Origin of the sequence: Gemmobacter caeruleus (genome assembly GCF_008271655.1) — a bacterium.
In the GTDB taxonomy this organism is placed as follows: Bacteria; Pseudomonadota; Alphaproteobacteria; order Rhodobacterales; family Rhodobacteraceae; genus Gemmobacter; species Gemmobacter caeruleus.
Map to the genome: position 1 here is coordinate 68,757 of NZ_VKKX01000001.1, position 24,113 is coordinate 92,869.

Annotated in this window: 20 protein-coding genes; 13 read left to right on the top strand and 7 right to left on the bottom strand. The window is 63.7% G+C overall.

Annotation, left to right across the window (positions count from 1 at the left end):
• Window positions 1-1,437, top strand: coding sequence for an NAD-dependent succinate-semialdehyde dehydrogenase (locus tag FOA17_RS00370; protein WP_149139537.1), 1,437 nt, complete (start codon window positions 1-3; stop codon window positions 1,435-1,437).
• 375 nt (window positions 1,438-1,812) lie between these two features.
• Here FOA17_RS00370 and FOA17_RS00375 read toward each other — a convergent pair whose 3' ends face one another.
• Window positions 1,813-2,997: a Gfo/Idh/MocA family protein gene (locus FOA17_RS00375; RefSeq protein ID WP_149139538.1), complete on the bottom strand. Its 1,185-nt coding sequence runs from the start codon at window positions 2,995-2,997 to the stop codon at window positions 1,813-1,815.
• Window positions 2,998-3,327: 330 nt separating this feature from the next.
• Here FOA17_RS00375 and FOA17_RS00380 point away from each other — a divergent pair, with 330 nt between their 5' ends.
• The 4 genes from FOA17_RS00380 to FOA17_RS00395 all read left to right on the top strand — a co-directional run bounded on the left by FOA17_RS00380 (window position 3,328) and on the right by FOA17_RS00395 (window position 7,744).
• The gene (locus tag FOA17_RS00380; RefSeq protein WP_149139539.1) at window positions 3,328-4,254 is read left to right on the top strand and encodes a sugar ABC transporter substrate-binding protein; all 927 of its coding nucleotides are present in this window, start codon (window positions 3,328-3,330) and stop codon (window positions 4,252-4,254) included.
• 75 nt (window positions 4,255-4,329) lie between these two features.
• Window positions 4,330-5,865, top strand: a complete 1,536-nt coding sequence (locus tag FOA17_RS00385) for a sugar ABC transporter ATP-binding protein (RefSeq protein ID WP_149139540.1) — start codon at window positions 4,330-4,332, stop codon at window positions 5,863-5,865.
• Between the two features lie 45 nt (window positions 5,866-5,910).
• The gene (locus FOA17_RS00390) at window positions 5,911-6,924 is read left to right on the top strand and encodes an ABC transporter permease (RefSeq protein ID WP_149139541.1); all 1,014 of its coding nucleotides are present in this window, start codon (window positions 5,911-5,913) and stop codon (window positions 6,922-6,924) included.
• A gap of 55 nt (window positions 6,925-6,979) precedes the next feature.
• Entirely contained in the window at window positions 6,980-7,744 is a 765-nt protein-coding gene (locus tag FOA17_RS00395; protein WP_149139542.1) for a sulfite exporter TauE/SafE family protein, read from the top strand.
• Between the two features lie 5 nt (window positions 7,745-7,749).
• Here the strand turns inward: FOA17_RS00395 and FOA17_RS00400 are convergent, their stop codons facing one another.
• The 6 genes from FOA17_RS00400 to iolG form a co-directional block, all read right to left on the bottom strand.
• The gene (locus FOA17_RS00400; RefSeq protein WP_238991674.1) at window positions 7,750-8,622 is read right to left on the bottom strand and encodes a MurR/RpiR family transcriptional regulator; all 873 of its coding nucleotides are present in this window, start codon (window positions 8,620-8,622) and stop codon (window positions 7,750-7,752) included.
• Window positions 8,623-8,882: 260 nt separating this feature from the next.
• Window positions 8,883-10,124 (bottom strand): Gfo/Idh/MocA family protein, encoded by a 1,242-nt coding sequence (locus FOA17_RS00405; protein WP_238991675.1) that lies wholly within the window; start codon window positions 10,122-10,124, stop codon window positions 8,883-8,885.
• Window positions 10,021-10,992 carry a hydroxyacid dehydrogenase gene (locus FOA17_RS00410; RefSeq protein ID WP_149139545.1) on the bottom strand — a complete coding sequence of 324 codons (972 nt, stop codon included), beginning with the start codon at window positions 10,990-10,992 and terminating at the stop codon, window positions 10,021-10,023. Before FOA17_RS00410 ends, FOA17_RS00405 begins: the two co-directional genes overlap by 104 nt.
• Window positions 10,992-11,798: an HpcH/HpaI aldolase family protein gene (locus tag FOA17_RS00415; protein ID WP_149139546.1), complete on the bottom strand. Its 807-nt coding sequence runs from the start codon at window positions 11,796-11,798 to the stop codon at window positions 10,992-10,994. The genes FOA17_RS00410 and FOA17_RS00415 overlap by 1 nt, the downstream gene beginning before the upstream one ends.
• A 10-nt stretch (window positions 11,799-11,808) precedes the next feature.
• Window positions 11,809-13,239, bottom strand: coding sequence for an NAD-dependent succinate-semialdehyde dehydrogenase (locus tag FOA17_RS00420; protein ID WP_149139547.1), 1,431 nt, complete (start codon window positions 13,237-13,239; stop codon window positions 11,809-11,811).
• Window positions 13,239-14,246 carry an inositol 2-dehydrogenase gene (iolG, locus tag FOA17_RS00425; protein ID WP_149139548.1) on the bottom strand — a complete coding sequence of 336 codons (1,008 nt, stop codon included), beginning with the start codon at window positions 14,244-14,246 and terminating at the stop codon, window positions 13,239-13,241. Before iolG ends, FOA17_RS00420 begins: the two co-directional genes overlap by 1 nt.
• Before the next feature lie 103 nt (window positions 14,247-14,349).
• Between iolG and iolD the strand changes: the two genes are divergently transcribed.
• The 8 genes from iolD (at window position 14,350) to FOA17_RS00465 (ending at window position 23,993) form a co-directional block, all read left to right on the top strand.
• A complete protein-coding gene (gene iolD, locus FOA17_RS00430) occupies window positions 14,350-16,221 on the top strand; it encodes a 3D-(3,5/4)-trihydroxycyclohexane-1,2-dione acylhydrolase (decyclizing) (RefSeq protein ID WP_149139549.1) in 1,872 nt (623 codons plus the stop codon).
• Between the two features lies 1 nt (window position 16,222).
• Window positions 16,223-17,131 (top strand): myo-inosose-2 dehydratase, encoded by a 909-nt coding sequence (gene iolE / locus FOA17_RS00435; protein ID WP_149139550.1) that lies wholly within the window; start codon window positions 16,223-16,225, stop codon window positions 17,129-17,131.
• A complete protein-coding gene (locus tag FOA17_RS00440) occupies window positions 17,128-17,940 on the top strand; it encodes an SDR family oxidoreductase (protein ID WP_149139551.1) in 813 nt (270 codons plus the stop codon). The genes iolE and FOA17_RS00440 overlap by 4 nt, the downstream gene beginning before the upstream one ends.
• A gap of 3 nt (window positions 17,941-17,943) precedes the next feature.
• Complete coding sequence (locus FOA17_RS00445; RefSeq protein WP_149139552.1) at window positions 17,944-19,002, top strand: sugar phosphate isomerase/epimerase family protein; 1,059 nt, start codon at window positions 17,944-17,946, stop codon at window positions 19,000-19,002.
• A gap of 31 nt (window positions 19,003-19,033) precedes the next feature.
• Entirely contained in the window at window positions 19,034-20,167 is a 1,134-nt protein-coding gene (locus tag FOA17_RS00450; protein ID WP_149139560.1) for a Gfo/Idh/MocA family protein, read from the top strand.
• A gap of 388 nt (window positions 20,168-20,555) precedes the next feature.
• Window positions 20,556-22,091: a sugar ABC transporter ATP-binding protein gene (locus FOA17_RS00455; protein ID WP_149139553.1), complete on the top strand. Its 1,536-nt coding sequence runs from the start codon at window positions 20,556-20,558 to the stop codon at window positions 22,089-22,091.
• Window positions 22,088-23,080 carry an ABC transporter permease gene (locus tag FOA17_RS00460; protein WP_149139554.1) on the top strand — a complete coding sequence of 331 codons (993 nt, stop codon included), beginning with the start codon at window positions 22,088-22,090 and terminating at the stop codon, window positions 23,078-23,080. Before FOA17_RS00455 ends, FOA17_RS00460 begins: the two co-directional genes overlap by 4 nt.
• 25 nt (window positions 23,081-23,105) lie before the next feature.
• Window positions 23,106-23,993 carry a substrate-binding domain-containing protein gene (locus FOA17_RS00465; protein ID WP_149139555.1) on the top strand — a complete coding sequence of 296 codons (888 nt, stop codon included), beginning with the start codon at window positions 23,106-23,108 and terminating at the stop codon, window positions 23,991-23,993.
• The last annotated feature ends 120 nt before the right edge of the window (window positions 23,994-24,113 follow it).

The following is a 24,113-nucleotide window of genomic DNA, read 5'->3' on the forward strand; positions in this document are numbered from 1 at the left end:
ATGCGGTTGACCGACCCGACCCTGTTGGAAACCCGCGCCTATCTGGCGGGGGAGTGGGTGGAAACCTCTGCCCGGCTGGCGGTGCATGACCCCGCGCGCGGGGCCGTGCTGGCCGAGGTCGCCGATTGCAGCCGGGCAGACGCCGCCGCCGCGATCAAGGCGGCCAAGGAAGCGCAACCCGGCTGGGCGGCGCTGACCGGCAAGGAGCGCGCGGCGATCCTGCGTCGCTGGCATGACCTCGTGCTGGCAAATGCCGATGATCTGGCCGCGATCCTGACCGCCGAGATGGGCAAGCCGCTGGCCGAGGCCAAAGGCGAGATCCTCTATGGCGCCAGCTATATCGAATGGTTCGCCGAGGAGGCGAAGCGGATTTACGGCGAAACCATCCCCGGCCATCAGCGCGACAAGCGCCTGATGGTGATCCGCCAGCCAGTTGGCGTCGTGGCGGCGATCACGCCGTGGAACTTTCCCAATGCGATGATCGCGCGCAAGCTGGCCCCCGCACTGGCCGCGGGCTGTGCCATCGTGGCCAAACCCGCCGCCGAAACCCCGCTTTCGGCCCTGGCGCTTGCCGTGTTGGCCGAACGCGCGGGGCTGCCCAAAGGCGTGCTGTCGGTGCTGCCTTCCACCGATGCCGTCGGCTTGGGGCTGGAGTTCTGCGAGAACCCCTTGGTGTCCAAAATCAGCTTTACCGGATCGACCAATGTCGGCCGCATCCTGATGCGGCAAGGGGCGGCGCAGATCAAGAAACTGTCGCTGGAACTGGGCGGCAATGCGCCCTTCATCGTGTTCGACGACGCGGATCTCGACGCTGCGGTGCAGGGCTGCATCGCGTCGAAATTCCGCAATGCCGGGCAGACCTGCGTCTGCACCAACCGGATTTACGCACAAGCCGGCATACACGATGCCTTCACCGCGCGTCTGGCGCAGGCCGTGGCCGCCCTGCGCGTTGGCCCCGGTGACGAAGGGGCCGAGATCGGGCCGCTGATCTCGCCCGCCGCTTTGGCCAAGGTGCAGGCCCATGTGGCCGATGCCACCGCCAAAGGCGCGCAGATCGTCACCGGCGGCGCGGCATTGGAAGGCACGTTCTTTGCCCCCACCGTCCTGTCGGGCGTGACCGCCGAAATGGCCGTGGCGCGCGAGGAAACCTTTGGCCCCGTCGCCCCGGTGTTCCGGTTCGACACCGAGGCCGAGGTCATCGCCGCCGCCAATGACACGGAATTCGGCCTCGCCTCCTACGTCTTCACCCGCGATGTCGCGCGGGTCTGGCGGGTGATGGAGGCGCTGGAATACGGCATGGTCGGCATCAATACCGGGCTGATTTCGACCGAGGTCGCGCCCTTCGGCGGCATCAAGCAATCCGGTCTGGGCCGGGAAGGCAGCCGACATGGCATCGAGGATTACCTGACGATGAAATATGCCTGCCTGAGTGTCTGAAGCGCTGAGGGCACGGCGAGGCCAGCCCTTGCAAAGCGACATGCGACGGCAGGCCCTGAGATGCGGTCGATGCCTGCAAAGAGGCGCACTTGCCCTCGGCCGCCTGGGCCCCGGTGATGTCGATGCGAAAGAGGCCGATGGCGGGCTTGAGGCGGAACCGCCGGGCTTTGTCCCCTCGGAACCCGGCGGCACGACATGCCGAAACGCTGAAGGCATCCTGCGGTGCTGATCTTGTCAGATGGGCCTGACAACCACAGGGAATAGAGCCCGTCGTCGAGCAGCAATCTGCCATCGGAAAGGGGCGCCGATGGTCTTTTGGGCTGCGGCAGCACAGTGGTTTCGTCTGCCCGGTCGCGCGGTCCGCGCCGCCGTGGCTCAGGCAAGGCTTGTCCAGATCCCGCCCTCACGCCAGCTGTCTGCACAGGCCTGGGTGAACAGCATACCCTTCAACCCATCGTCGGGGCCGGGTAGATTGAGCAAGGAAGCGGCGTCAATCATGGCGCCGCCACGGCGCATGGCCACTTTCAGACCAGCTTCGGCATAAAGGTTGGCCCAAGCATCCGTGAGCGCCTCCCCGTGGCCCCGAGGCAGATGTGCCACATGCTGCGCCTCGGCGCGTATGCCTTGCCCGCTGCCGCGGATGAAAATGCGCTCAGCCTCATCCCGGGGCGTGAAGCGCAGATGCTCTGGCTTTTCCTGATCCCATTCGAGCGTACCCTTTTCGCCCCAGACGCGGATGCGCAGCGCGCAGTACTGGCCAAGCGTGGCATTGCTCAGGTGCATCAGCGCCGGTGCGCCGTTGGTCAGGCGCAAGTTGATATGGGCCGTGTCGGGTTGAGGCTTGGCGCCACCGCATACAAACATATCGGCGCGAAGCTCGGCCACATCGAGCCCGGTCATCACATGCAGCAGATGGTAGGCATGGGTGCCAATGTCACCCACAATCATGCTGGGCCCCACCTGGAGCGGATCTTGCCGCCAAGGCGCGCCTTCCTCGGATTGGGGTGCGATGTTCCAGTCCTGCAAATATTCGACCTGCACCTGTTGCACTTTGCCGATCTCGCCTGCAGCAATCAGCGCTTGCGCCTGTCGCACCATGACGTGTTGCGAAAAGGGATAGGTCATGGTCAGGCTCACGCCGGTCTCGCGCTGGAGCGCGACGAGCCTGTGCGCGTCCTCCACGGTGGTCGTCATCGGCTTGTCGAGAATCACGTCGATTCCCGCGCGCAGGAAGGTGGCGGCAATTTCAGCATGGCTGGCGTTGGGTGTGCAGATGGCAACGGCCTCGATGCCGTCCTGCCGCGCGGCCTCTTGATCTGCCATGAGGCGATAGTCGGTGTAGCTGCGTCCGGGCGCAATGCACCAGTCGCGCGCAGAGGCCGCGGCGTTTTCGGGTCGCGACGACAGCGCCCCGGCGACAATGTCCCAGTGGTTTGAGAGCCGGGCGCCAGCAAAATGCCAGTTGCCCACCAGACCGCCACGCCCGCCGCCCACAAAGCCGAGCCGAAGCCGTCGGCCAAGCGGCGGAATGCGCAGGTTGCTCGTGTCGGTGAATGCCATGTCGGTTCCTCCGTTGGTGCGTTGCAATGATGTAAGCAATGAAATGAGCAAAATGGCAATCACTGCAATAATTGTTGCAATGGCATTGCAGGCTTGCTACCAACAATCATCGCAGCGGTCGGAGGTGACTCGCTGACGAGGAGGAGATCACCCCGGCCCAACCGGGGTGAAGGGGAGCCGGGTTCAGAGCCGGATCAGGGAGAAAAGACCGGCGCCAGCGCGGCAGCCGGATTGGATCTTGCTGCCTGAATTGGGTCTGACCGCAACATCAACCCGCCATGCGGGATGGTCCAGCCGCGATGAGGGCGGACCGCAACGGAGGAGAAGACCATGAAGAAATTCCTTTTGGCCACTGCGATGACTGCCCTCATGGGCACCGGCGCCTATGCCGAAACCATCGGTGTGGCGATGTCGCTGTTTGACGACAACTATCTCACCGTGCTCCGTCAGAACATCCAGCGCCATGCCGACGATCTCGGCGTGACCGTGCAGATGGAAGATGCGCAGGGCGACATCGCGCGCCAGCAATCGCAGATCGAGAACTTCGTCGCCGCGGGCGTTGACGGCATCATCGTCATGCTGGTCGATGCCGACTCGGGCAAGGCGATGTCGGACATTGCCGCCAAGGCCGGTGTCCCGCTCGTGTTCGTCAACATGCTGCCCGCCAACATGGATGGCTTCCCGGAAAAGCAAGCCTGGGTTGGCTCGGATGAAGAGCAGGCCGGCAACCTCGAAGCGAGCGAAGTCTGCAAGCTCGTCGGCGGGCAGGGCGACACCGTCATCCTGATGGGTCAGCTCGGCACCACCGGCCAGCGCGGCCGCACCAAGGCCACCGAAGAAGTGCTGGCCTCGGACGCTTGCAAAGGCATGAACGTCCTCGACAAGCAGACCGCGAACTGGATGCGCACCCCCGCGCTCGACCTGATGACCAACTGGATGACCTCGGGCATCAAGCCCAAGGCCGTGATCGCCAACAATGACGAAATGGCGCTTGGTGCCATTCAGGCCCTGAAGGCGGCGGGCGTGTCGATGGATGACGTGGTGATCGGTGGTGTGGACGCCACGCAAGACGCCCTGGCCGCCATGAAGGCGGGCGATCTGGACGTCACCGTCTATCAGTCGGCCAAGGGGCAGGGCGAAGGCTCGCTCGACACCGTGCTGAAAATCGCGAAGGGCGAAGCTTTCGAGCCGATGGTGCATGTGCCGTTCGAACTCGTGACGCCGGCGAACCTCGATCAGTACATGGCGAAGAACTGATGAAAAACGGTGCGGCGGCAAACCCCGCCGCACCGATTGCGGGCCGCGAAGCCCGAGAAAGCCGGGGAGGGGAAAATGGTCACTGCGCGGACCCAGGAGGCAATCGAGCGTGTGAAGGCTGCGCTGCCGGATGCCGTTCTTGAAATCGAAGGTATCCGTAAGGAATTTCCTGGCGTGGTTGCGCTCGACAATGTGCAGTTTCGCCTTCGTCGCGGCACCGTTCACGCGCTTATGGGCGAGAATGGCGCCGGCAAATCCACGCTGATGAAGATCATCGCGGGTATTTACACGCCCGACCGCGGCACCATCCGGCTGCGCGGCGAAGAGGTAAGGCTTGCTGGCCCGCTTGATGCGCTTGAGCGGGGCATTGCAATGATCCACCAGGAACTGGCGCTCATGCCGTTCATGACGGTGGCCGAAAACATCTGGATCCGCCGCGAGCCGCGCAACCCGTTCGGCATTATCGACCATGCCGAGATGGCCGCCAAGACCCAGGCGCTCTTTGACCGGCTCAATATTCAGATCGACCCGCTGGCAGAGGTGCGCTTCCTGACCGTCGCACAGCGCCAGATGATCGAGATCGCCAAGGCGGTCAGCTACGAATCCGATGTGTTGATCATGGACGAACCCACCTCGGCGCTGACCGAGGCCGAGGTGGAGCATCTGTTCAAGATCATCCGCGATCTGCGCGCGCGCGGCATCGGCATTGTCTACATCACCCACAAGATGAACGAGCTGTTCGAGATCGCCGACGAGTTTTCGGTGTTCCGCGATGGCACCTATGTCGGCACCCATGCCAGCAGCGACGTGACCCGCGACGACATCATCCGCATGATGGTCGGCCGCGAGATCACCGACATGTTCCCCAAGGAAGTGGCCGAGATCGGCGCGCCGGTGTTGCAGGTGGAAAAGCTCACCCTCAATGGCGTGTTCCACGACATTTCCTTTGAGGTGCGCGCAGGCGAGATCTTTGGCCTTGCCGGGCTCGTCGGCTCGGGGCGCTCGAACGTGGCGGAGGCGCTTTTTGGGGTGCGTCCGGCGACATCGGGCACGATCCGCATCAATGGGCGCGAGGTCGATATGGCGTCGCCCGCCGTGGCCATGCGCGAAGGCATGGCCTTCCTCACCGAGGACCGCAAGGACACGGGCTGCTTCCTGCCGCTCACCGTGCGCGAAAACATGCAGATTGCGGCCCTGCACGACCAGCATGTCCGGCTGGGATTGGTGCAGCAGCGCGAGGTCGATGCGCGTTGCGCCGAGATGAAGGATGCCTTGCGTATCAAGACCCCCGACCTCGATGAGCGCATCGAGAACCTTTCGGGCGGCAACCAGCAAAAGGTGCTTCTGGCGCGCTGGCTGATGACCAAGCCACGCATCCTCATTCTGGACGAACCGACGCGCGGTATCGACGTGGGCGCCAAAGCGGAAATTCACCGCCTGATTTCCAAGCTCGCCAAGGATGGCGTGGCGGTGGTGATGATTTCGTCGGAACTGCCCGAGGTGCTCGGCATGTCGGACCGGATCATGGTGATGCACGAGGGGCATGCGACCGGCATTCTCGATCGGGCAGAGGCGGATCAGGTCAAAATCATGGAACTTGCGGCGCGCTGAGCGCTGTCGCCAGGCGTGTGAACGGCGCGCCAGAGGGAGGAAGAAATGTCGAATCTGGATGTAATCGAACCAATGGCAAAGACCCGGCGGCGTTTGCCGCAGGAGCTGAACATTCTCTCGGTGCTGATCGGTGTGGCGCTGGTCTTCGAGGTGCTGGGCTGGATCGTGCAGGGGCAGAGCTTTCTGGCCAACTCGCAGCGTTTGACAATCATGATCCTTCAGGTTGCGGTGATCGGCATCATCGCCGTCGGGGTGACACAGGTGATCATCACCGGCGGCATCGACCTCAGCTCGGGCTCGGTCGTGGCGATGACGGCGATGATCACCATGAGCTTTGCCCAGACGAGCGATTTTGCCCGCGCGATCTATCCGAACCTGACCGACATGCCCGTGATCGTGCCGCTGTTCATCGGTCTGACACTCGGCCTGGCTGCCGGTGCCGTGAACGGAGTGCTGATTTCAAAGACCGGCATTCCTCCCTTCATTGCCACGCTCGGCATGATGGTGGCGGCGCGGGGCGTGGCGAAATGGTATTCCAATGGCCAGCCGGTTTCGTTCCCGACCAAAAGCTTTGCGGCGATTGGCAGCGGCGCCTGGCCGGTGGTGATCTTCCTCTGCGTCGCGGCTTTCTTTCACTTTGCGCTGCGCTACACGCGCTACGGCAAATTCACCTATGCGATTGGCGCCAACCCGCAGGCCGCGCGTGTTTCCGGTATCAACGTGCAGCGTCACCTGATCAAGGTTTACGCTGTGGCCGGGCTGCTTTCGGGCCTTGCCGGGATTGTGACCTGCGCGCGGGCCGGCACGGCGCAAGCGGGCATGGGCATCATGTACGAGCTTGACGCGATCACCGCAGCCGTGATCGGCGGCACCTCGCTCTCGGGTGGTCAGGGGCGCATTTTCGGCACGGTGATCGGCACCGTCATTCTGGGTCTGATGATGTCGGGTTTCACGTTCCTGCGTATCGACGCCTACTATCAGGAGATGGTGAAAGGCGGGGTGATCGTGGCCGCCGTTGTGGCCGACAATTATCGCGCCCGCAAACGCTCCAAGGCCTGAAATCACTACCTCCCCACTTCCGCCCCTTTCGGGGCGGAATTTTTTTGCAGCAACCATGCCCGACCAGATCCTGACCTCGCCTCCTCTGCTTGCATTGTGCTGCCTTGCCGTCGTTCTGGTGGGGCTGTCGAAAGGCGGGTTTGGAGGCATGAGCCTGATGGGCGTGCCGATCCTTGCGCTCGCCATGCCGCCGATGACGGCAGCGGCGCTCTTGCTGCCTGTTCTGGTGGTGATGGATGCCATGGGGGTTTGGGCCTGGCGGCGCCATGTTGACAAGCCGCTTCTGCGGCTGATGTTGCCGCCCGCGCTTCTGGGCATAGGCTTTGGCTGGCTGACCGCCGAGATGGTGTCCGACGCGATGGTGACGCTTATCGTGGGGGTCGTATCGCTCGCTTTCGTCGCCTGGGTGCTTTGGCGACGCTGGGTGCGGCTCAGCCAGGGGGGGCGGGCGCGGCCATGGTTCGGGCGGCTCTGCGGGATGGTCGCGGGCTATACCAGCTTTGTCGCGCATGCCGGCGCACCGCCCTTGCAGATCTACCTCATGCCGCGCGGCCTTGACCCAAAGCGTTTCACGGGAACGTCGGTCGTTTTCTTCGCGGTGACCAACATCGTCAAACTGGTGCCCTATGCCGCGCTCGGCGGATTTGACAGGCAGATCCTGCTGCTCTCGGCCGCGCTCCTGCCGCTGGCGGTTGGTTCCACCTGGGCGGGGGCGCAACTCGTGCGGCGGATGCGTGCCGAGATGTTCTACCCTTTCACCTATGCCTCGATCGCCCTGGTCGGTGCAAAGCTGATCTGGGATGGTCTCGCCGGCCTCTGACGGCCTCAGAGGCCGGTGACAGTGGGGATCCGCGGTGTGTCGGTATCGTTTTGCACCCGCGCGGCCACTGCCACCGTCAGCGCCTGCGCAAGGCACATCGGCGCGGCGAGAGAGCGCGAAAAGGTGTAATCATGCTCAGGCACCGCAAACAGCACGCGCGCCGATTTGGTCAGCGGAGAAAGGGTGCTGTCCGAGATTGCCACGATAGGGATGCCTGCCTCGCCCGCCGCTTCGACGATGTTCACCACTTCGGTGGCATAAAAGCGGAATGAAATGGCGATCAAGACATCGTCAGTGCGCATGTTGCGCGCCATGTGAGTGGCAAGCCCGCCGCCCGGATCAAGCAGCACGCAGCGCTTGCCGAGCATGGTGAGTATATAGCGCAACAGGTCCGCCACCGGCGCTGAGCGCAGCTGACCGATGATGTAAACCGTCTGCGCCCCGTCGATCAGATCGGCCGCCGTGCCCAGATCGGCGGGGCTGATGCGTTCGAGCATGTCTTGCAGCGAGGCAATGTCGCGCACCACCAGTTCGCGCAGAAAGCCGTATTCAGAACGGTCTTCGCGCTTGCTCAGCTCGCTGTCGAGCGCGCGGCGGCGTGCCTCAAAGCCCGGCGCGGCGGTGGCCAGGCGCTTTTGAAACAGCGCCTGCAATTCCTTGAAGCCGTTGTAGCCCAGTGCCTGCGCAAAGCGCACGAAGCTCGACGCATGGATGCCACAGCGCTCGGCGATCGAGTTGACCGAATTGACCGCAACCTCATTGGGGTTTTGCGTGAGATAGACCGAAATCCGTTGATAGGTCTTGCTCATCTGATCGTAGCGCTCGTGAATGAGCCGGATCAGTTCCTCATAGGTCTCGGGCGTGTTTGTCGTTTCCACTGGTTTCCCCCCGTTTCGAAGCTCTGGCGCCGCGCAGACCCTCTGCCCGAAACTCTGCAATCGCGCCAAGAGTTTTGCAATGTTTGTTGCGGGCTGTTCTGACGACATTTCCTCATGGGTCTGGCGCAAAAAGATGTGGCGCCCAGGAGGGAGGCCTGGGCGCCGGGAGGAAGGACAGCACGCTGTCCGACATCACTGCCAAACGATAGGGGCGTCTGGCAGCCTTGCCGGGCCGTGGAGAGGGCACCGGCAATCCTGTGTCACGCTGGCACGCCGAGCCAGCTACGCTCGCGCGAAGAGCGCTGAATGGTTTCCACAAGGGTTTGAATGCGCAACCCGGCGCGAAAGTTGAACGGTTCGGGTGCTTCCCCGGCAATGGCGGCCACATAGCCCGCCACTTCGATGGCCTTGAGATCGTTGAAGCCAAGCTGATGGCCGGGAGCCACACAAAAACGGCCATAGGGCGGGTGATCCGGCGCGGCCTCGATCCGGCGAAAGCCCCGGCGGCCCGGCGCATCGGCGGTCGCGTAGAAATGCAACTCGTTGAACCGCTCCTGCGAGAACGCAAGCGCCCCTTTGGTGCCGTAAACCTCGAAATCATGCTGCATCTTGCGCCCGGTGGCGATCCAGTTGCCCTCGATCGAGCCTTGGGCGCCGTTGGCGAACCGCACGAAAGCGCGGCCCACGTCATCCACCTCGACCGCGCGGATGCCACCCTTGCCGTCCGGGCGTTCGGCGATCATCGTGACGCAATCGCCCATCACCTCGGTGATCGGGCCGAGCAGCATTTCCGCCGTGGCAAGAGCATGGCTGCCAATGTCGGCCAAAGCGCCGCCCCCCGCCGGATCATGGCGGAACGTGAAGGGGCCCGCAGCATCGGCCATGTAATCTTCCGCATGCAGACCACGATAGCCACGAATTTCGCCCAGTTCCCCGGCCGCGATCATCTCTTTGGCAAGCTTCAGCATTGGATTGCACAGGTAGTTGAACCCGACCTGGGTTTTCACGCCCTTGGCCTCGGCCGCTTCTGCCATCTCGCGGGCATCCGCAGCCAGGGGGGCCAGGGGCTTCTCACAATAGACGTGCTTTCCCGCGGCAATGGCGGCCAGCGCCATTTCCTTGTGAAGCGCGTTCGGGGCGGTGATGTCCACCACGTCGATCTCGGGATCTTCGATCACGCGCCGCCAGTCTGCTGTCGCATGCGCAAAGCCGAAATCCGCCGCCGCACGATGAGCCGCCGCTTCGGTCACATCGGCAACCGTGTGCAGTTCCAGCTGCATCGGCAGGTCAAAGACCTTGGGCGCCGAGGCAAAGCCGAACACATGTGCCTTGCCCATGAAACCGGTGCCGATGAGGCCGATGCGCAGTTTGGGTTTTTGTGCCATTGTATTGTCCCGTTCAGGCCAGGGCCGTGGCGCGATTGACCACAAGGTCGGGGTCAATGCTGCCATCGAGATAAGCGAGTGCGTTTTCAATGGATGAGATTGCCATGCGCTCGCCACACTCGGCGGTCAGACCCGCGATATGGGGCGAAAGCAGCGCGGTGTCCTGGGCCGCGAGCGGCGATTGGCCATCCGGTGGCTCAATGTCGAAGACATCCAGCCCCGCAGCGCCAACCTGGCCCGATGCCAGGGCCGCCGCCAGCGCGGTCTCGTCCACCACACCGCCCCGGGCGGTGTTTGAAAGGATCACGCCCCGTTTCATGACGGCGAATTCGGCGGCCCCGATCGCAGCTTTGTCGCCACGCGGAATATGGACGGATATGCAATCGGCCCAGGCCAGCCCTTCATGCAAATCCAGCGCCGGCGCGACCTCGCCCGCTGGCCAGCCCTTTTGCGCCAGGAACGGATCGTAGGCGCGCACCTCCATCTGGAAGCCCGACGCCATGCGCGCCAGATGCCGACCAATGCGACCATACCCCAAAATGAGCAGGCGCTTGCCCGAGATTTCCTGTTGTTCCAGCTTGTTGCGCCAGTTCCAGTTTCCAGGCTCACGGACGGCACGATCCGCGCGCAAGACCCGCTTTGCACAAGCAAGAAGGTGCATCATGGCGTGTTCGGCGACAGAAACGGAATTGACGTCACCCACGATGGTCAGGCCGATTCCGCGCGCATTGAGCGCCGCAAGATCGACGGAATCGTAGCCGACCCCGTGCCGGGACACGACCTTCAGGCGTTCGGCCAGACCGATGGTCGCAGCCGAGAGCGGTTGCGTGCGGATGACAATCGCATCGGCGCGGTGGACAAGAGGCGCATAGGAGGGTTCCGAAACCTCCTCGACATAATCCACGGTGATGCCGCGGGCGGGGAGCGTTTTCAGCAGGGCCTCGCCCGCAGGGTGGAGCTTACCGGCAACCAGAAGATGTGCCATCAATATTCCCCCGTGGTCGCGGCTTTCACATGGTCCCCCACCAGCTTGCGCCAGCTCGCAACCGACGCCCCCGCCGCCGCCGCCAAAAGCCGCGAGTCGCCGGAAACGGTGGTCAGATCAAAGCCCCAGCCAATAGCGCGCGCGGCGTAATCCGGCGTGCCGCAATGCAGGCAGGCGCGGATGCCATTTCGGGCGCAAACCGCCTGAATATGGCGGACCATCTCGATCATCTCGGGTTCTTCGCGGTCAAATCCGGGGGCAAGGCGGCCGTCTTGCGTGCCGAGCGTCAGGTCCGCCGGACCGATATAGATGCCGTCCAGGCCGGGGGTGGCGGCGATGGCCTCAAGGTTTTCCACACCGGCCTTGGTTTCGATCATCGCCAGCGCCAGAACCTGATCGTTGGCCGCGGTGCCATAGCTGCCATAGGCAAAGGTGGCGCGGGTGGGGCCAAAGCTGCGCTGACCATGTGGCGGGTAACGCATGAAGCTGACGAATTCCGCCGCCTCTTCCGCCGAATTGATCATCGGGCAGATGATCCCCATTGCCCCGGCATCAAGCGCCTTCATCACGATGCCGGGCTCGCGCCACGGCACCCGCGCCATCGGCACCACGCCCGAGCCTCGCATGACCTGGAACATCGGCAGGACCGAACTGTAGTCCAGCGCGCCGTGCTGGATGTCGATGGTGATGCTGTCATAGCCCTGAGCGGCCATGATCTCGGCGGTGAAGGCATTGCCGATGGAAAGCCAGCCGTTCAGCGCGGGGCGACCCTCGGCCCAGATTTTCTTGAGCTTGTTTTCAAACATGGCCGCCCCCTCAGAACACGATCTGCGCAAGTTTGGTGTCGAGGTAATCTTCGATCCCCTCGATGCCGCCCTCGCGGCCCATGCCCGAGAAATTGGTCCCACCGAACGGTGCTTCCGATGCGGCAAGGGCAAAGCTGTTGATGCCGACCATCCCCGCCTTCAGCGTGGCAACGGTGCGCCGTGCGCGGTCGGCCGAGCGGGTGAAGGCATAGGCCGAAAGGCCCATGGTGCAGGCATTGGCACGGGCAAGCACCTCGTCTTCGGTGGCGAAGCGGGTGATCGCGGCAATCGGGCCAAAGTTTTCTTCGGCAAAGACCTTCATGCTGTCGGTTACTTCGCTGAGCACGGTGGGCTGATAGAAATGGCCTTCATTATGCTCGGTTGCGCGCGCACCGCCGGTGGCGAGCTTTGCGCCCGCCCGGAGCGCATCCTGGACAATGGCGTCGATCTCTTTCAGGCGGCCCTCGTTGATCAGCGGCCCCATGCCGGTGGCGGGGTCAAGCCCGTCGCCCACCTTGATACGCTCGGCCCGCTCGACAAAACCCGCCACAAAGGCGTCGTGCAGGCTTTCATGGACGAAGATCCGGTCGGGCGTGACGCAAACCTGTCCGCAATTGGCAAACTTGGTGGCCACGGTCAGATCAAGCGCAAGGGTCAGGTCGGCATCGTCATAAACGATCAGCGGCGCGTTGCCCCCCAGTTCCATCGACACTTTCTTCACCGTATCGGCGGCGTCGCGGATCATCTGTTGGCCCACGCGGGTAGAGCCGGTGAGCGAGACTTTGCGCACCCGCGCATCGGCCATGATCGGCGCGTAGGTGGCTGCGGTCGAGCCGACCACGAGGTTCACCGCGCCCGAAGGCAGGCCAGCCGCGCGCAGGCAATCGACCATCACCATGGCCACGCCCGGCGTCTGCGACGAAGGCCGCAGCACCACCGGACAGCCGGCTGCCAGTGCCGGCGCCAGCTTGCGCGCGGGCAGCGCGGCGGGGAAGTTCCATGCCGTGAAGGCGCCGACAATGCCCACAGGCTCGCGCGTCACCTCAAAGCGCCCGCCCGGCACGCGGCTGTCGATCACCCGGCCATAAATGCGGCGCGCTTCTTCGGCAAACCAGCGGAACTGGTCGCAGGCCAGGCTCCATTCGCGCCCTGCTTGCACCAGGGGCTTGCCGGTTTCGAGCGAGATCATCCGCGCCGCTTCGTCGGTGCGGGCAATCATGGCATCCGCCGCCTTGTGCAACGCATCGGCTCGGGCAAAGCCGCCCATCTCGCGCAGCGGCTTGAGCGCCGTTGCCGCCGCGTCGAGCGCGGCCTGAGTTTCCGCAAGCGTGGCCATCGGCGCATCGCCAAGCGCCTTTTCGGTGACGGGCGACAGAACCGGCGCGCTGGCCTCGGGCTGGCGCCACGCGCCGGCGATGAACAGTCCGAAATTGCGATACATCAGCCCACCTCGCTCACGTTGACGGTGCGCCGCTCGGCCAGCGACCTCAGCGCGGCTTCGGCCAGCAACAACGCCTTGCGGCCATCGTCAAAGCCCACCTCGGGTGCTTCGCCCTTTTCGACAGCATCGACGAAGCTGTTGATTTCGGCGGCAAAGGCTTCGGCGTAGCGGTCGATGAAGAAGTTTTGCAGCGGCGCTCCCTGCGCGGTGAAGGTCTCGGTGTGCAGCGTCATGTTGTCGATGCGGCGGTTTTCCGAAACCGCCATACCCAGATCGCCCAGAGCTTCGACACGCTGGTCATAGCCATAGGTGGCCCGACGCGAGTTGGTGATGACGGCCTGCTTGCCCGAGGCGGTGACCATGGTCACCACGACGGTGTCGTAATCGTCGTATTTCGTCATCAGATCGGGCGCCACGAGGCGCGAGCCAACCGCCGTTACATCGGTGACTTCCTCGCCAAGAATGAAGCGCGCCATGTCGAAGTCGTGGATCGTCATGTCGCGGAAGATACCGCCCGATTCGGCGATGTAGGCTTCCGGGGCCAGGCCCGGATCGCGCGAGGTGATGGTGACTTGATGCAGGTTGCCGATCTTGCCCGCCGCGATGGCCTTGCGCACCGCGCGGTGACCAGGATCGAAGCGGCGCACGAAGCCCAGCATGATCGGCACATCGGTGCCGGAAATGGCCTTGGCACAGGCATCAACCCGGTCAAGCGAAAGGTCGATGGGCTTTTCGCACAACATCGGCTTTTTCGCGGCCACGGCCTGCTCGATATAGTCGGCATGGGTGGGGGTAGAGGTGGCAATCAGCACCGCATCGACCCGAATCGAGGCGAACAGCGCTTGTGCCGTTTCAAACCGCGTCACGCCCAGTTTCGCGGCAATCTCGATGGCTGCGGGTTCATAAACGTCGAACACGCCGGCAAGATTCGCGCGCGGATGTTTTGCAATGTTTTCGGCATGCATTCGGCCAATGCGGCCGCAGCCGAGAACGGCGATATTCAACATGTTGGTCCTCCCAGATCAGCTTTGCAATAATCATTGCAGAGTTGTTGCATTGTCAATATGCATTTCGTAATGTCAGAAAACCCCATCCGCAGGAGGAGGCGAGATGAACAGGAATACCGTTCGCCTGACCATGGCTCAGGCTCTTGTGCGTTACCTTTGCAACCAGTTCACCGAAATCGAGGGTGAGCGCGTTCCGCTGTTTGCCGGGCTGTTCGGCATATTCGGCCATGGCAACGTGACGTGCCTTTCCGAAGCGCTTGAACAGGTCCAGGACCAGTTGCCCACCTATCGCGGCCAGAACGAACAGAGCATGGCGCTGGCAGCCATCGGCTTTGCCAAGGCCAAGCAACGCCGCCAGATCATGATTGCGGCCACGTCGATCGGCCCGGGGGCTGCGAATATGGTGACCGCGGCCGGCACGGCCATGGCAAACCGCCTTCCCGTGCTGCTTTTGGCGGGGGATACCTTTGCCAACCGTCTGCCGGACCCGGTTCTGCAACAGGTCGAGCATTTCGGCGATCCGACGTTGACGGTGAACGATTCGTTCAAGCCCGTTGTGCGCTATTGGGATCGTATCACCCAGCCCGAGCAGATCATCACCTCGCTGCCGCAGGCGATTGCAACCATGCTCGACCCCGCCGACTGCGGCCCTGCCTTCATCGGTCTTGCGCAGGATACGCAGGAAAGGGCCTTCGATTACCCCGAAGTGTTCTTTGAGCCGAAGGTCTGGCGCATTCCGCGCCCGCGTGCCGACCGCGATTCCGTGGCTGCTGCCGTGGCGCTGCTGAAATCGGCCAAGAAGCCGCTGATCATTTCGGGCGGTGGCGTGCGCTATTCCCTGGCCGAAAACGAGCTTGCGGCCTTTGCGGCCAAGCGTGGCATTCCCGTTGTGGAGACCATCGCCGGCAAGGGCGCGCTGACGCATGACCACCCGGTTCACGCCGGACCGATCGGCATCGTGGGGTCCACTTCGGCCAATGCGTTGGCGAAGGAAGCCGATGTGATCCTGGCCGTGGGCACGCGGTTGCAGGATTTCACGACCGGTTCATGGACCGCGTTTTCGCATGAGGCGCAGTTCATCTCGATCAACGCCGCGCGGTTCGATGCGGTGAAACACCGCGCGCTTTCGGTTGTTGGCGATGCGAAGGAAACCATCGCCGACCTGGATGCCGGTCTTGGCGATTGGGCCGCCCCGGCGGATCTGATGCCGAAAGCGAAGAGCCTCTTTGCCGACTGGAACAAGCTCCTCGACAGCCATCAGGCGCCCACCAACGCGGCGGTGCCGTCCTATGCGCAGGTGATCGGGGTGATGAACAAGGTGGCCCGTCCGAATGATACGCTGATTGGCGCGGCCGGCGGCACACCGGGCGAGATCACGAAGAACTGGCGCGTGAAAGACCCCAATACCTTCGATTGCGAATTCGGATTCAGCTGCATGGGCTACGAGATCGCGGCGGGCTGGGGCGTGGCCATGGCGCAGGAAGGGCCGGGGGCCGCAGGTGGCACGCCGATCGTGATGCTTGGCGATGGCACCTATATGATGATGAACTCCGACATCTATTCGGCGGCGCTGACGGGTCACAAGATGATCGTCGTGGTTTGCGACAACGGCGGTTATGCGGTGATCAACCGGCTGCAACAGTTCAAAGGTGTGCCGGGCTTCAACAACATGCTCGTCGATTGCAACATCAAGAACCGCGCCAACCCGCTGCATGTGGACTTTGCCGCCCATGCCCGCGCCATGGGCGCCCATGCCCGCCATGTGGAAGGCCTGGCCGATTTCGAGGCCGCGCTTGAATGGGCGCAGGGGAATGACGGGCCGACGGTGATCTCGATCGTCTCTGACGCCTGGACCTGGGTGCCGGGCGATGCCGATTGGGACGTGGGCGTGCCGGAAATCTCGAATTTCGAGAAGGTGCGCGAGGCGCGCAAGTCGCAAGACGCAATTCGCGCCAATCAGCGCGTCGGGGTGTGAGATGAAGGCAAGACTTGGCATTGCGCCAATCGCGTGGTGGAACGACGATCTGGCCGAACTTTCGGATGATGTCAGCCTTGAGGAATGCCTGCGGCAAGCCTCGGTGGCGGGTTTCACCGGCATGGAAACCGGGCGCCGTTTTCCCATGGACATGGCTGAACTGGGCCCGATCCTTGCGAAATACGGCATTTCGGTCTGTGGCGGCTGGTTTTCGGGCCTGCTCCTCGATGGCGATATCGAGGTGGAGAAGGAGCGCATTGCGCAGCAACTGGCTTTTTTCAAGGCGGCGGGCGCGCCCTGCATCGTTTACGGCGAAACCGCGCGTTCCATTCAGGGCGTGAAATCGGCGCCGCTGGCCACGAAGCCAAAGCTCACCGAGGCCGAGATTGCCGCCTATGGCCGCAAGATCAGCGATTTTGCCGACTGGTGTGCGCTTCAGGGCATGCCGATCAGCTATCATCACCACATGGCTGCGGTGATCGAGACCGAGGCGGAGCTTGATCTCTTGATGAAGCACTCGTCGGTGCCGCTCCTGTTCGATGCGGGCCACATGGCCTTTGCGGGCGGTGACAATCTGCGCGTGATCGAGAACCACCATGCGCGGATCACCCATGTTCACACCAAGGACATTCGCCGCGCTGTGGTCGATGGGCTTGATCGCACGAAAGAAAGCTTCCTCGATGCGGTTGTGAAGGGGGCCTTCACCGTGCCGGGGGATGGGTCGCTCGATTTCGAAGCCATCGTGAAGGCGCTTGCCGCGAAAGGCTATGAGGGCTGGTTCGTCGTTGAGGCGGAGCAGGATCCGAAGGTGTCGCCGCCGCTTGAAATGGCGAAAAAGGGGCATGAGGAACTGCTGCGCGTGATGGCGGCGGCTGGCTATGAAGTTGATCAGGCGGAGGCCGCAGAATGAACCGTATTGACGGAAAGATTGCCGTCGTCACCGGCGGAACTCAGGGGCTCGGGGCGGCGATCGCGCGCAGCTTTGCGGCGGCGGGTGCGGCGGGCATTGCCATTGTCGGGCGCGGCGCCGAGAAGGGCAGGGCGGTGGCCGAGGCGATCACCCATGAGACCGGCGTGCCGGTGATGATGATCGCGGCCGATCTCGGCAATATCGACGATGTGCGCGGCATCATTGCATCTGCCGACAAGCGCTTTGGCCGGGTGGATATCCTGGTCAACGCAGCGGGGCTGACCGATCGCGGCAACATCCTGAACTCGACGCCCGAGCTTTTCGACCGGATGTTCGCCGTCAACACCCGTGCGCCGTTCTTCCTGATTCAGGATGCCGCCAAGGTGATGATCCGCGAAGGGATCGAGGGGCGCATTATCAACATCGGTTCGATGTCCGGTCTTGCTGGTCAGCCGTTCCTTGCACCCTATGCAGCGTCGAAGGGTGCGCTTGCGACGGTCACCCGCAACGCGGGCTTCGCGCTGATGCGTCACCGTATTCATGTGAACCAGCTTGATATCGGCTGGATGAACTCGGACCACGAGCGCGCATTGGTGCTTTCGGAAACCGGCGATCCCGATTTCATCGCCCGAGCGGCAGCGGCCAAACCCTTCGGGCGTATTCTCGACCCGAAAGAGGTCGCGCGCGCGGTGCTGTGGATGGCGGCCGATGACAGCGGCATGATGACGGGCGCGGTCATTCCCTTCGATCAATCGGTGTATGGCGGTTATGACGACGCGCCGGTGCCGGCCGCCAAGCTGGAGGGCTGAGACATGCAGACGATCAAGGGTCCGGGTGTTTACCTCGCCCAGTTTGCGGCCGATGAAGCGCCCTATGATTCCTTGCCGAGCCTTGCCAAATGGGCGGCGGCCAAGGGTTTCAAGGGGGTGCAAATCCCCACCTGGGATACGCGGCTCATCGACATGAAACAGGCCGCCGAGAGCGATGCCTATTGCGACGACCTGCGCGGGGTTCTGGCCGATAACGGGCTGGAGCTGATCGAACTGGCCTCGCACATCACCGGTCAACTGGTCGCCGTTCATCCGGCGCACGATCAGATCATGGACAGCTTTGCCCCCGAAGCGGTGCGCCGCAACCCTGCCGCGCGGCGTGCCTGGGCCGAGGAGCAACTGCGCTTTGCCGCGCGCGCCTCAAAGCGGATGGGGCTGACCACGCACACCACATTCACCGGCTCGCTCGCCTGGCCCTATCTTTACCCCTATCCGCAATGGCCGGAAGGATTGATCGACGAGGCCTTCACCGAACTGGCTGCGCGCTGGAAGCCGATCCTCGACGATTTCGACGCCCACGGTCTTGATGCCTGTTTCGAGATCCACCCCGTTGAAGACACCCATGACGGCCACAGCTGGGAAATGTTCCTGGACAAGCTCAATGGCCATACGCGCGCCAACATCATGTTCGACCCGTCGCATTTCGTGCTTCAGGCGCTCGACTATCTGGCCTTCATCGACCACTACCACGACCGCATCAAGGCCTTCCATGTGAAGGACGCGGAGTTCCGCCCCGATGGCAAGTCGGGTGCCTATGGCGGCTTTCAGCCCTGGGACAAGCGCGCGGGCCGCTTCCGCAGCCCCGGAGACGGGCAGGTCGATTTCAAGGCGATCTTCACCAAGCTCTCGACCTATGGCTATCAGGGTTGGGCGATGCTCGAATGGGAATGCTTCATCAAGAATCCCGAAGACGGGGCCAGCGAAGGCGCCAGGTTCATTGCGGATCACATCATCCGCATTTCCGATCGGGCCTTCGATGATTTTGTGAAATCTGGTGCAGATCGCGCCTCGAACCGGGCCATGCTCGGGCTGGAGAACTGACATGAATTATCAACGACCTCTGCGCCTGGGCATGGTGGGGGGCGGCGAGGGCGCCTATATCGGCAACATCCATCGCCTTGCCTCGCGCCTTGATGGTGCCTGGCAACTGGTGGCGGGCGCCTTTGACGTGGACGCGGAAAAGGGCCGCGCCTTCGCGCTGTCGCAGGGCATGGATGAGGCGCGCAGCTACGGCACCTATCTCGACCTCATCGCAGGCGAGAGGGGCCGCGCCGACAAGGTGGATGCCGTGGCGATCTGCACCCCCAACTTCACCCATTACCCCATTGCCAAGGCGCTGATCGAGGCGGGTTTTGACGTGATCTGCGAAAAGCCGATCACCGCCACGCTCGAAGATGCGGTGGCACTGGAAAAGCTGGCGCGCGAAAGCGGGCGGTTTGTCGGCGTGACCTACACCTATTCCGGCTATCCGATGGTGCATGAGGCCCGTGTGCGCGTGGCCGCGGGCGAGATCGGTGCGGTGCGCAGCGTGCAGGTGGAATATCCGCTTGAATGGATGTCGAAACCAATCGAGCGGCAGGGCAATGCGCAAGCGGCCTGGCGCACCGATCCGAAAAAGAACGGTCGCGGCGGCTCGATCGGTGATATCGGCACCCATGCCTATCACCTCGCGGGCTTTGTGACGGGCCTCAAGCTGCAAGCCCTGACCGCTGACCTCGCGACCTTTGTTGAGGGGCGGGCGCTTGACGACAATGCCCATGTGATGATGCGCTACGAGGGCGGGGCGCGGGGCCTGCTGTGGTCAAGCCAGGTGGCGCTTGGCAATTCCAACGGTGTCCGGCTGCGTGTCTTTGGCGAAACCGGCTCGCTCCAATGGTTTCAGGAACAGCCCAACGAACTGCTCTACACGCCGCTCGACGGCCGTGTGCAGATCATCAAGCGCGGGGCCGATGATCTGTCGGTGGATGCGAAGGTGCGCACGCGCACGCCGCCCGGCCACCCGGAGGGTTATCTCGAAGCCTTCGCCAACCTCTATGTGGGCTTTGCCGAGGCAATTCGCGCCCGCCGCGACGGCCGCGCCCCGGGGGCGCTCGGGCAAAATCTTCCGCTGGCCTATGACGGTCTCAAAGGCGTGGCCTTCGTTGAAGCCGTGGTTGACAGCGCCGAGGCGGCCACCCCCGCTTGGCTGACGCCGGTTGCGGTGTGAGACGGCCCTGAAAGCAGAGCTGCCGGTCGGCTTGCGCTGACCGGCATCGCCAAATGAGGATGGCGCCCGCTTAATGGCGCCGAGATGTCACTCGCTGGCCAATTCCGATGGTCTGAAATTGCGACCGGCCACGGCGCAGCGACACCAGCCCCCGATCCTGGTCCGACAGCCGCGCGCAGGGGCCTGCCCGATGACCACCGACCACGCAAAGGGCAGCGTCCTGCCGCAGCCGGGAACGTCGCCGCTTGTTTCCCGCGGGCGCACATCCCCTTGTCGCCTGAGCAAAGCCCTTGTCCCGAACCAATAGAAACATCCCACTTCTGGCGCCTGCAACATATGTTGCAATGATATAAAAAGTGGTGTTTTTGTTGCATGGGAGGATTTCATCATGCAGCAGAATCAGCAGTCGGATGCGCTTCGACTGGATGGCGTTGCCCATTCCTATGGCCCGAACCAGGTGTTGACCGGCATTGACCTGCACGTCGCGCCGGGCGAGGTGGTGGCGCTTGCGGGTGAGAACGGCGCCGGCAAATCGACGCTGATGAGGATCATCGGGGGCTATCTTGCGCCCGGAGCGGGCCGGGTGACCTGGCAGGGCACCCCTGTCCCCGCCGATCTTCACCGCGCCGAGGCGCAAGGCATCAAACTGGTGCATCAGGAATTCGCCCTGCTCCCCGACATGACGGTGGCCGAGAATATCCATCTGGGGTGCGAGCCTTTGCGCTTTGGCCTGATCGACCGGGCGCGGATGCGACGGGACTCGGCGGCGGCGCTGGCTCTGTTGAACGCAAGGATCGACCCGGACACACCCATGGCCCGGCTGCCGGTGGCAAGCTGGCAGATCGTCGAACTGGCCAAGGCCTTTCATGCGCGCCCGCGTCTCTTGCTGATGGACGAGCCAACCGCCGTGCTGGGCCGGGACGAGACTGCGGCGCTGTTTGCCCGCATCCGCAGCTTCACCGCCACAGGCGGGGCGGTGATCTTCACCTCGCACCGGCTGGACGAGGTGCGCGAGATCGCCAACCGGGTGACCGTGCTGCGCGATGGTCGGATCACGCTGGACCGGCCGACGGCCGAGGTCAGCGAGCATGATATCGCCTCGGCCATGGTCGGGCGTGAAATGTCGGACCTGTTCGCGCCGCGCATCGCCCCCGCCGCCTCGGCGCCCATCCTGAAGGTAGAGGGGCTGACCGTGCGGCGCGAGATCGGCGCGCCGGTGCAGGATGCCGGGTTCAGCCTGCACCCTGGCGAAGTGCTGGGTATCGCCGGGCTCGTCGGTTCGGGCCGGACCGAGATGATGGAGGCGCTGGCGGGCCTGCGCCCGGCAACTGCCCGCCGCTTCACCCTGCGCGGGCAGGACCGCCCGCTGCCCCGCAGCCGCGAGGCATGGCGCCTCGGCATCGCTTACCTGACCGAAGACCGCAAGGCGCGCGGGCTTCTGCTGGACAAGTCGCTGGTGGTGAATGCCGACCTGACGCTTGGCGCGCTACGCGGTGCGGCGGTCATTGACGCGAAGGGCGAAAGGGCGCGCTATCTGGCCGCGCAAGCCCGGTTCGACATCCGCGCCGCCTCGGCCGAGACAGCGGCGGGCAAGCTGTCGGGTGGCAACCAGCAGAAGCTGCTGCTGGCCAAGACACTGGCGCCGGAACCGGACATCGTGATTCTGGACGAACCCACGCGCGGGGTGGATATCGGCGCCAAGGCGCAGATTTACCACCTGATCGCCGAACTGGCTGCCGCCGGGAAGGCCGTCGCCGTGATTTCCTCCGAATTGCCCGAACTGATCGGCCTTGCCCACCGCATTCTGGTCATGGACCGGGGCCGTGTCGCGGGCGTGCTGACCCAACCCGAAAACGGACATTTGACCGAGGGCGAGATCCTGCGCCTCGGGCTTGGCCTCGCGAACCAGGAGCTTTCCGCATGAGCGATACGACGATCCCCCGGCCTGCCACCAGCATGCGTCACAGTATCGGGCGTATGGGGCCGTTGCTGGCGCTGCTGCTGCTTTTCGTGCTGGGCGCGGTGTCCAGCGACACCTTCCTCACGGTCGAGAACATCCTGAACGTGCTGACCCGGTCGTCCATCATCGGCATCATCGCCATCGGCGCCACCTTCGTCATCACTGCCCGCGGTCTGGACCTTTCGGTCGGCGCGATGGCGGCGCTGGTGGCGGGGTTGTCGATCATGGCGATGAATGCGCTGTCCGCCAGCGTCTCGCCCGTGCTGGCGCTGTTGCTCGGCATGGGGGCGGCGCTGCTGATCGGTGCTGCGGGCGGGCTGGTGAACGGCGCGCTGACCGTCTACGCCCGGATCGAGGCCTTCATCGTCACGCTGGGCACCATGGGCATGATGCGCTCGCTGGTGACATGGATGTCGGATGGCGGCTCGATTTCGCTCGACTTCGCGCTGCGCGACGTGGGGCGCCCGCTCTATTATGGCACGGTTCTGGGGATTCCGGTTCCGGTGCTGGTTTTTGCGGTGCTGGCCCTGCTGGGCGAGATCGTGATGACCCGGCTGCGCTTCGGTCGCCATGTCACGGCCATCGGTTCTAACCCCGACGTGTCGCGGTATTCGGCGATCCCGGTGGATCGGGTGCGGCTGGCGACCTATCTGCTGCAAGGCGTCTGCGTCGCCCTTGCCACGCTTATCTATGTGCCGCGCCTCGGCGCGGTCACCCCTTCGACAGGCATCCTGTGGGAATTGGAGGCGATTGCCGCCGTGATCATCGGGGGCACCGCGCTGGCGGGCGGACATGGCAGGGTCTGGGGCACGGTGGTCGGCGTGCTGATCCTCGGCCTTGTCGCCAACATCCTGAACCTTACCGCCTTCTTCAGCCCCCATCTGAACGGGCTGTTCCAGGGCGCCATCATCGTCATCGCCGTGCTGCTGCAACGCAAGCGCGCCGCTGCCTGAGCCTGACTTTCAACCGGAGGAAACCATGAAATCCCATCTGTCCAGACGCCATATGCTGATCGCCGGCGCCGCCGGCCTGACCCTGCCCGCCGCGGTGCCCGCCCTGGCGCAGGAAGCCGGCAAGACCGCCCGGATCGGCATCGCCATCCCCGCCGCCACGCATGGCTGGACCGGCGGCCTGAACTACCAGACCGAGCGCACCATCGCCGCGCTGAAGACCGCTTTCCCCGGTCTCGACTTCGTGCTGACCACCGCAGGCGACGTGCAGGCCCAGGTCAACAATGTCGAGGATCTGGTCGCGCAGGGCATTGATGCGCTGGTGATCCTGCCGATGGAAAGCGACCCGCTGACCGAGCCGGTGAAGGCCGCGAAGGCCCGTGGCATCTTCATCACCGCCGTGGACCGCGGCCTGTCGGAAGAAGGGGTCGAGGATCTGTATGTCGGCGGCAATAACCCGCAATACGGCACCATCGCGGCGCAGTATTTCCGGCAAAAGTTCCCGCAGGGCGGCAAGATCGTGGTCATGCGCGGCATCCCGACCGCCATCGACAACATCCGCATCGAGGCCTTCAATGCCGCGCTGGAAGGTTCGGGGATCGAGGTGCTGGACATGCAATATGCCAACTGGAACCCCGACAAGGGCTTTGAGGTGATGCAGGACTTCCTGACCCGGTTCGACCATATCGACGGGGTCTGGGCAGGCGACGACGACGCCGCGCTTGGCGCCAAGGCCGCCATCGAACAGGCGGGTCGGGCCGAGGGGATGAAGCTTCTGGGCGGGTCCGGCATGAACCGGGCGATCAAGATGATCATGGACGGAGATCCGCTGATTGACGCCGACATCTTCTACCCGCCGACGCTGATCATCCCGGCGATCTCTGTCACCGCGATGCGCTATGCGGTGCAGGGGTAATCCCCCCCGAAAGTAAGGGGCTGCATAAGTAGAATTTTCTCGGCAAGATGAACGAGGAGATTCTGAATGAAGACAAGCAGATACACTGAAGCGCAGATCCTTGCTATCCTGCGCCAGGCC

What these genes read in the sequence shown, in the direction of transcription:
- FOA17_RS00370 (WP_149139537.1), top strand. Translation starts at nt 1, where the DNA reads ATGCGGTTGACCGACCCGACCCTGTTGGAAACCCGCGCCTATCTGGCG.
- FOA17_RS00440 (WP_149139551.1), top strand. Translation starts at nt 17,128, where the DNA reads ATGAACCGTATTGACGGAAAGATTGCCGTCGTCACCGGCGGAACTCAG.
- iolD (WP_149139549.1), top strand. Translation starts at nt 14,350, where the DNA reads ATGAACAGGAATACCGTTCGCCTGACCATGGCTCAGGCTCTTGTGCGT.
- FOA17_RS00445 (WP_149139552.1), top strand. Translation starts at nt 17,944, where the DNA reads ATGCAGACGATCAAGGGTCCGGGTGTTTACCTCGCCCAGTTTGCGGCC.
- FOA17_RS00395 (WP_149139542.1), top strand. Translation starts at nt 6,980, where the DNA reads ATGCCCGACCAGATCCTGACCTCGCCTCCTCTGCTTGCATTGTGCTGC.
- FOA17_RS00420 (WP_149139547.1), bottom strand. Translation starts at nt 13,239, where the DNA reads ATGTATCGCAATTTCGGACTGTTCATCGCCGGCGCGTGGCGCCAGCCC.
- FOA17_RS00390 (WP_149139541.1), top strand. Translation starts at nt 5,911, where the DNA reads ATGTCGAATCTGGATGTAATCGAACCAATGGCAAAGACCCGGCGGCGT.
- FOA17_RS00380 (WP_149139539.1), top strand. Translation starts at nt 3,328, where the DNA reads ATGAAGAAATTCCTTTTGGCCACTGCGATGACTGCCCTCATGGGCACC.
- FOA17_RS00455 (WP_149139553.1), top strand. Translation starts at nt 20,556, where the DNA reads ATGCAGCAGAATCAGCAGTCGGATGCGCTTCGACTGGATGGCGTTGCC.
- FOA17_RS00465 (WP_149139555.1), top strand. Translation starts at nt 23,106, where the DNA reads ATGAAATCCCATCTGTCCAGACGCCATATGCTGATCGCCGGCGCCGCC.
- FOA17_RS00460 (WP_149139554.1), top strand. Translation starts at nt 22,088, where the DNA reads ATGAGCGATACGACGATCCCCCGGCCTGCCACCAGCATGCGTCACAGT.
- iolE (WP_149139550.1), top strand. Translation starts at nt 16,223, where the DNA reads ATGAAGGCAAGACTTGGCATTGCGCCAATCGCGTGGTGGAACGACGAT.
- FOA17_RS00410 (WP_149139545.1), bottom strand. Translation starts at nt 10,992, where the DNA reads ATGGCACATCTTCTGGTTGCCGGTAAGCTCCACCCTGCGGGCGAGGCC.
- FOA17_RS00375 (WP_149139538.1), bottom strand. Translation starts at nt 2,997, where the DNA reads ATGGCATTCACCGACACGAGCAACCTGCGCATTCCGCCGCTTGGCCGA.
- FOA17_RS00385 (WP_149139540.1), top strand. Translation starts at nt 4,330, where the DNA reads ATGGTCACTGCGCGGACCCAGGAGGCAATCGAGCGTGTGAAGGCTGCG.
- FOA17_RS00450 (WP_149139560.1), top strand. Translation starts at nt 19,034, where the DNA reads ATGGTGGGGGGCGGCGAGGGCGCCTATATCGGCAACATCCATCGCCTT.
- FOA17_RS00415 (WP_149139546.1), bottom strand. Translation starts at nt 11,798, where the DNA reads ATGTTTGAAAACAAGCTCAAGAAAATCTGGGCCGAGGGTCGCCCCGCG.
- iolG (WP_149139548.1), bottom strand. Translation starts at nt 14,246, where the DNA reads ATGTTGAATATCGCCGTTCTCGGCTGCGGCCGCATTGGCCGAATGCAT.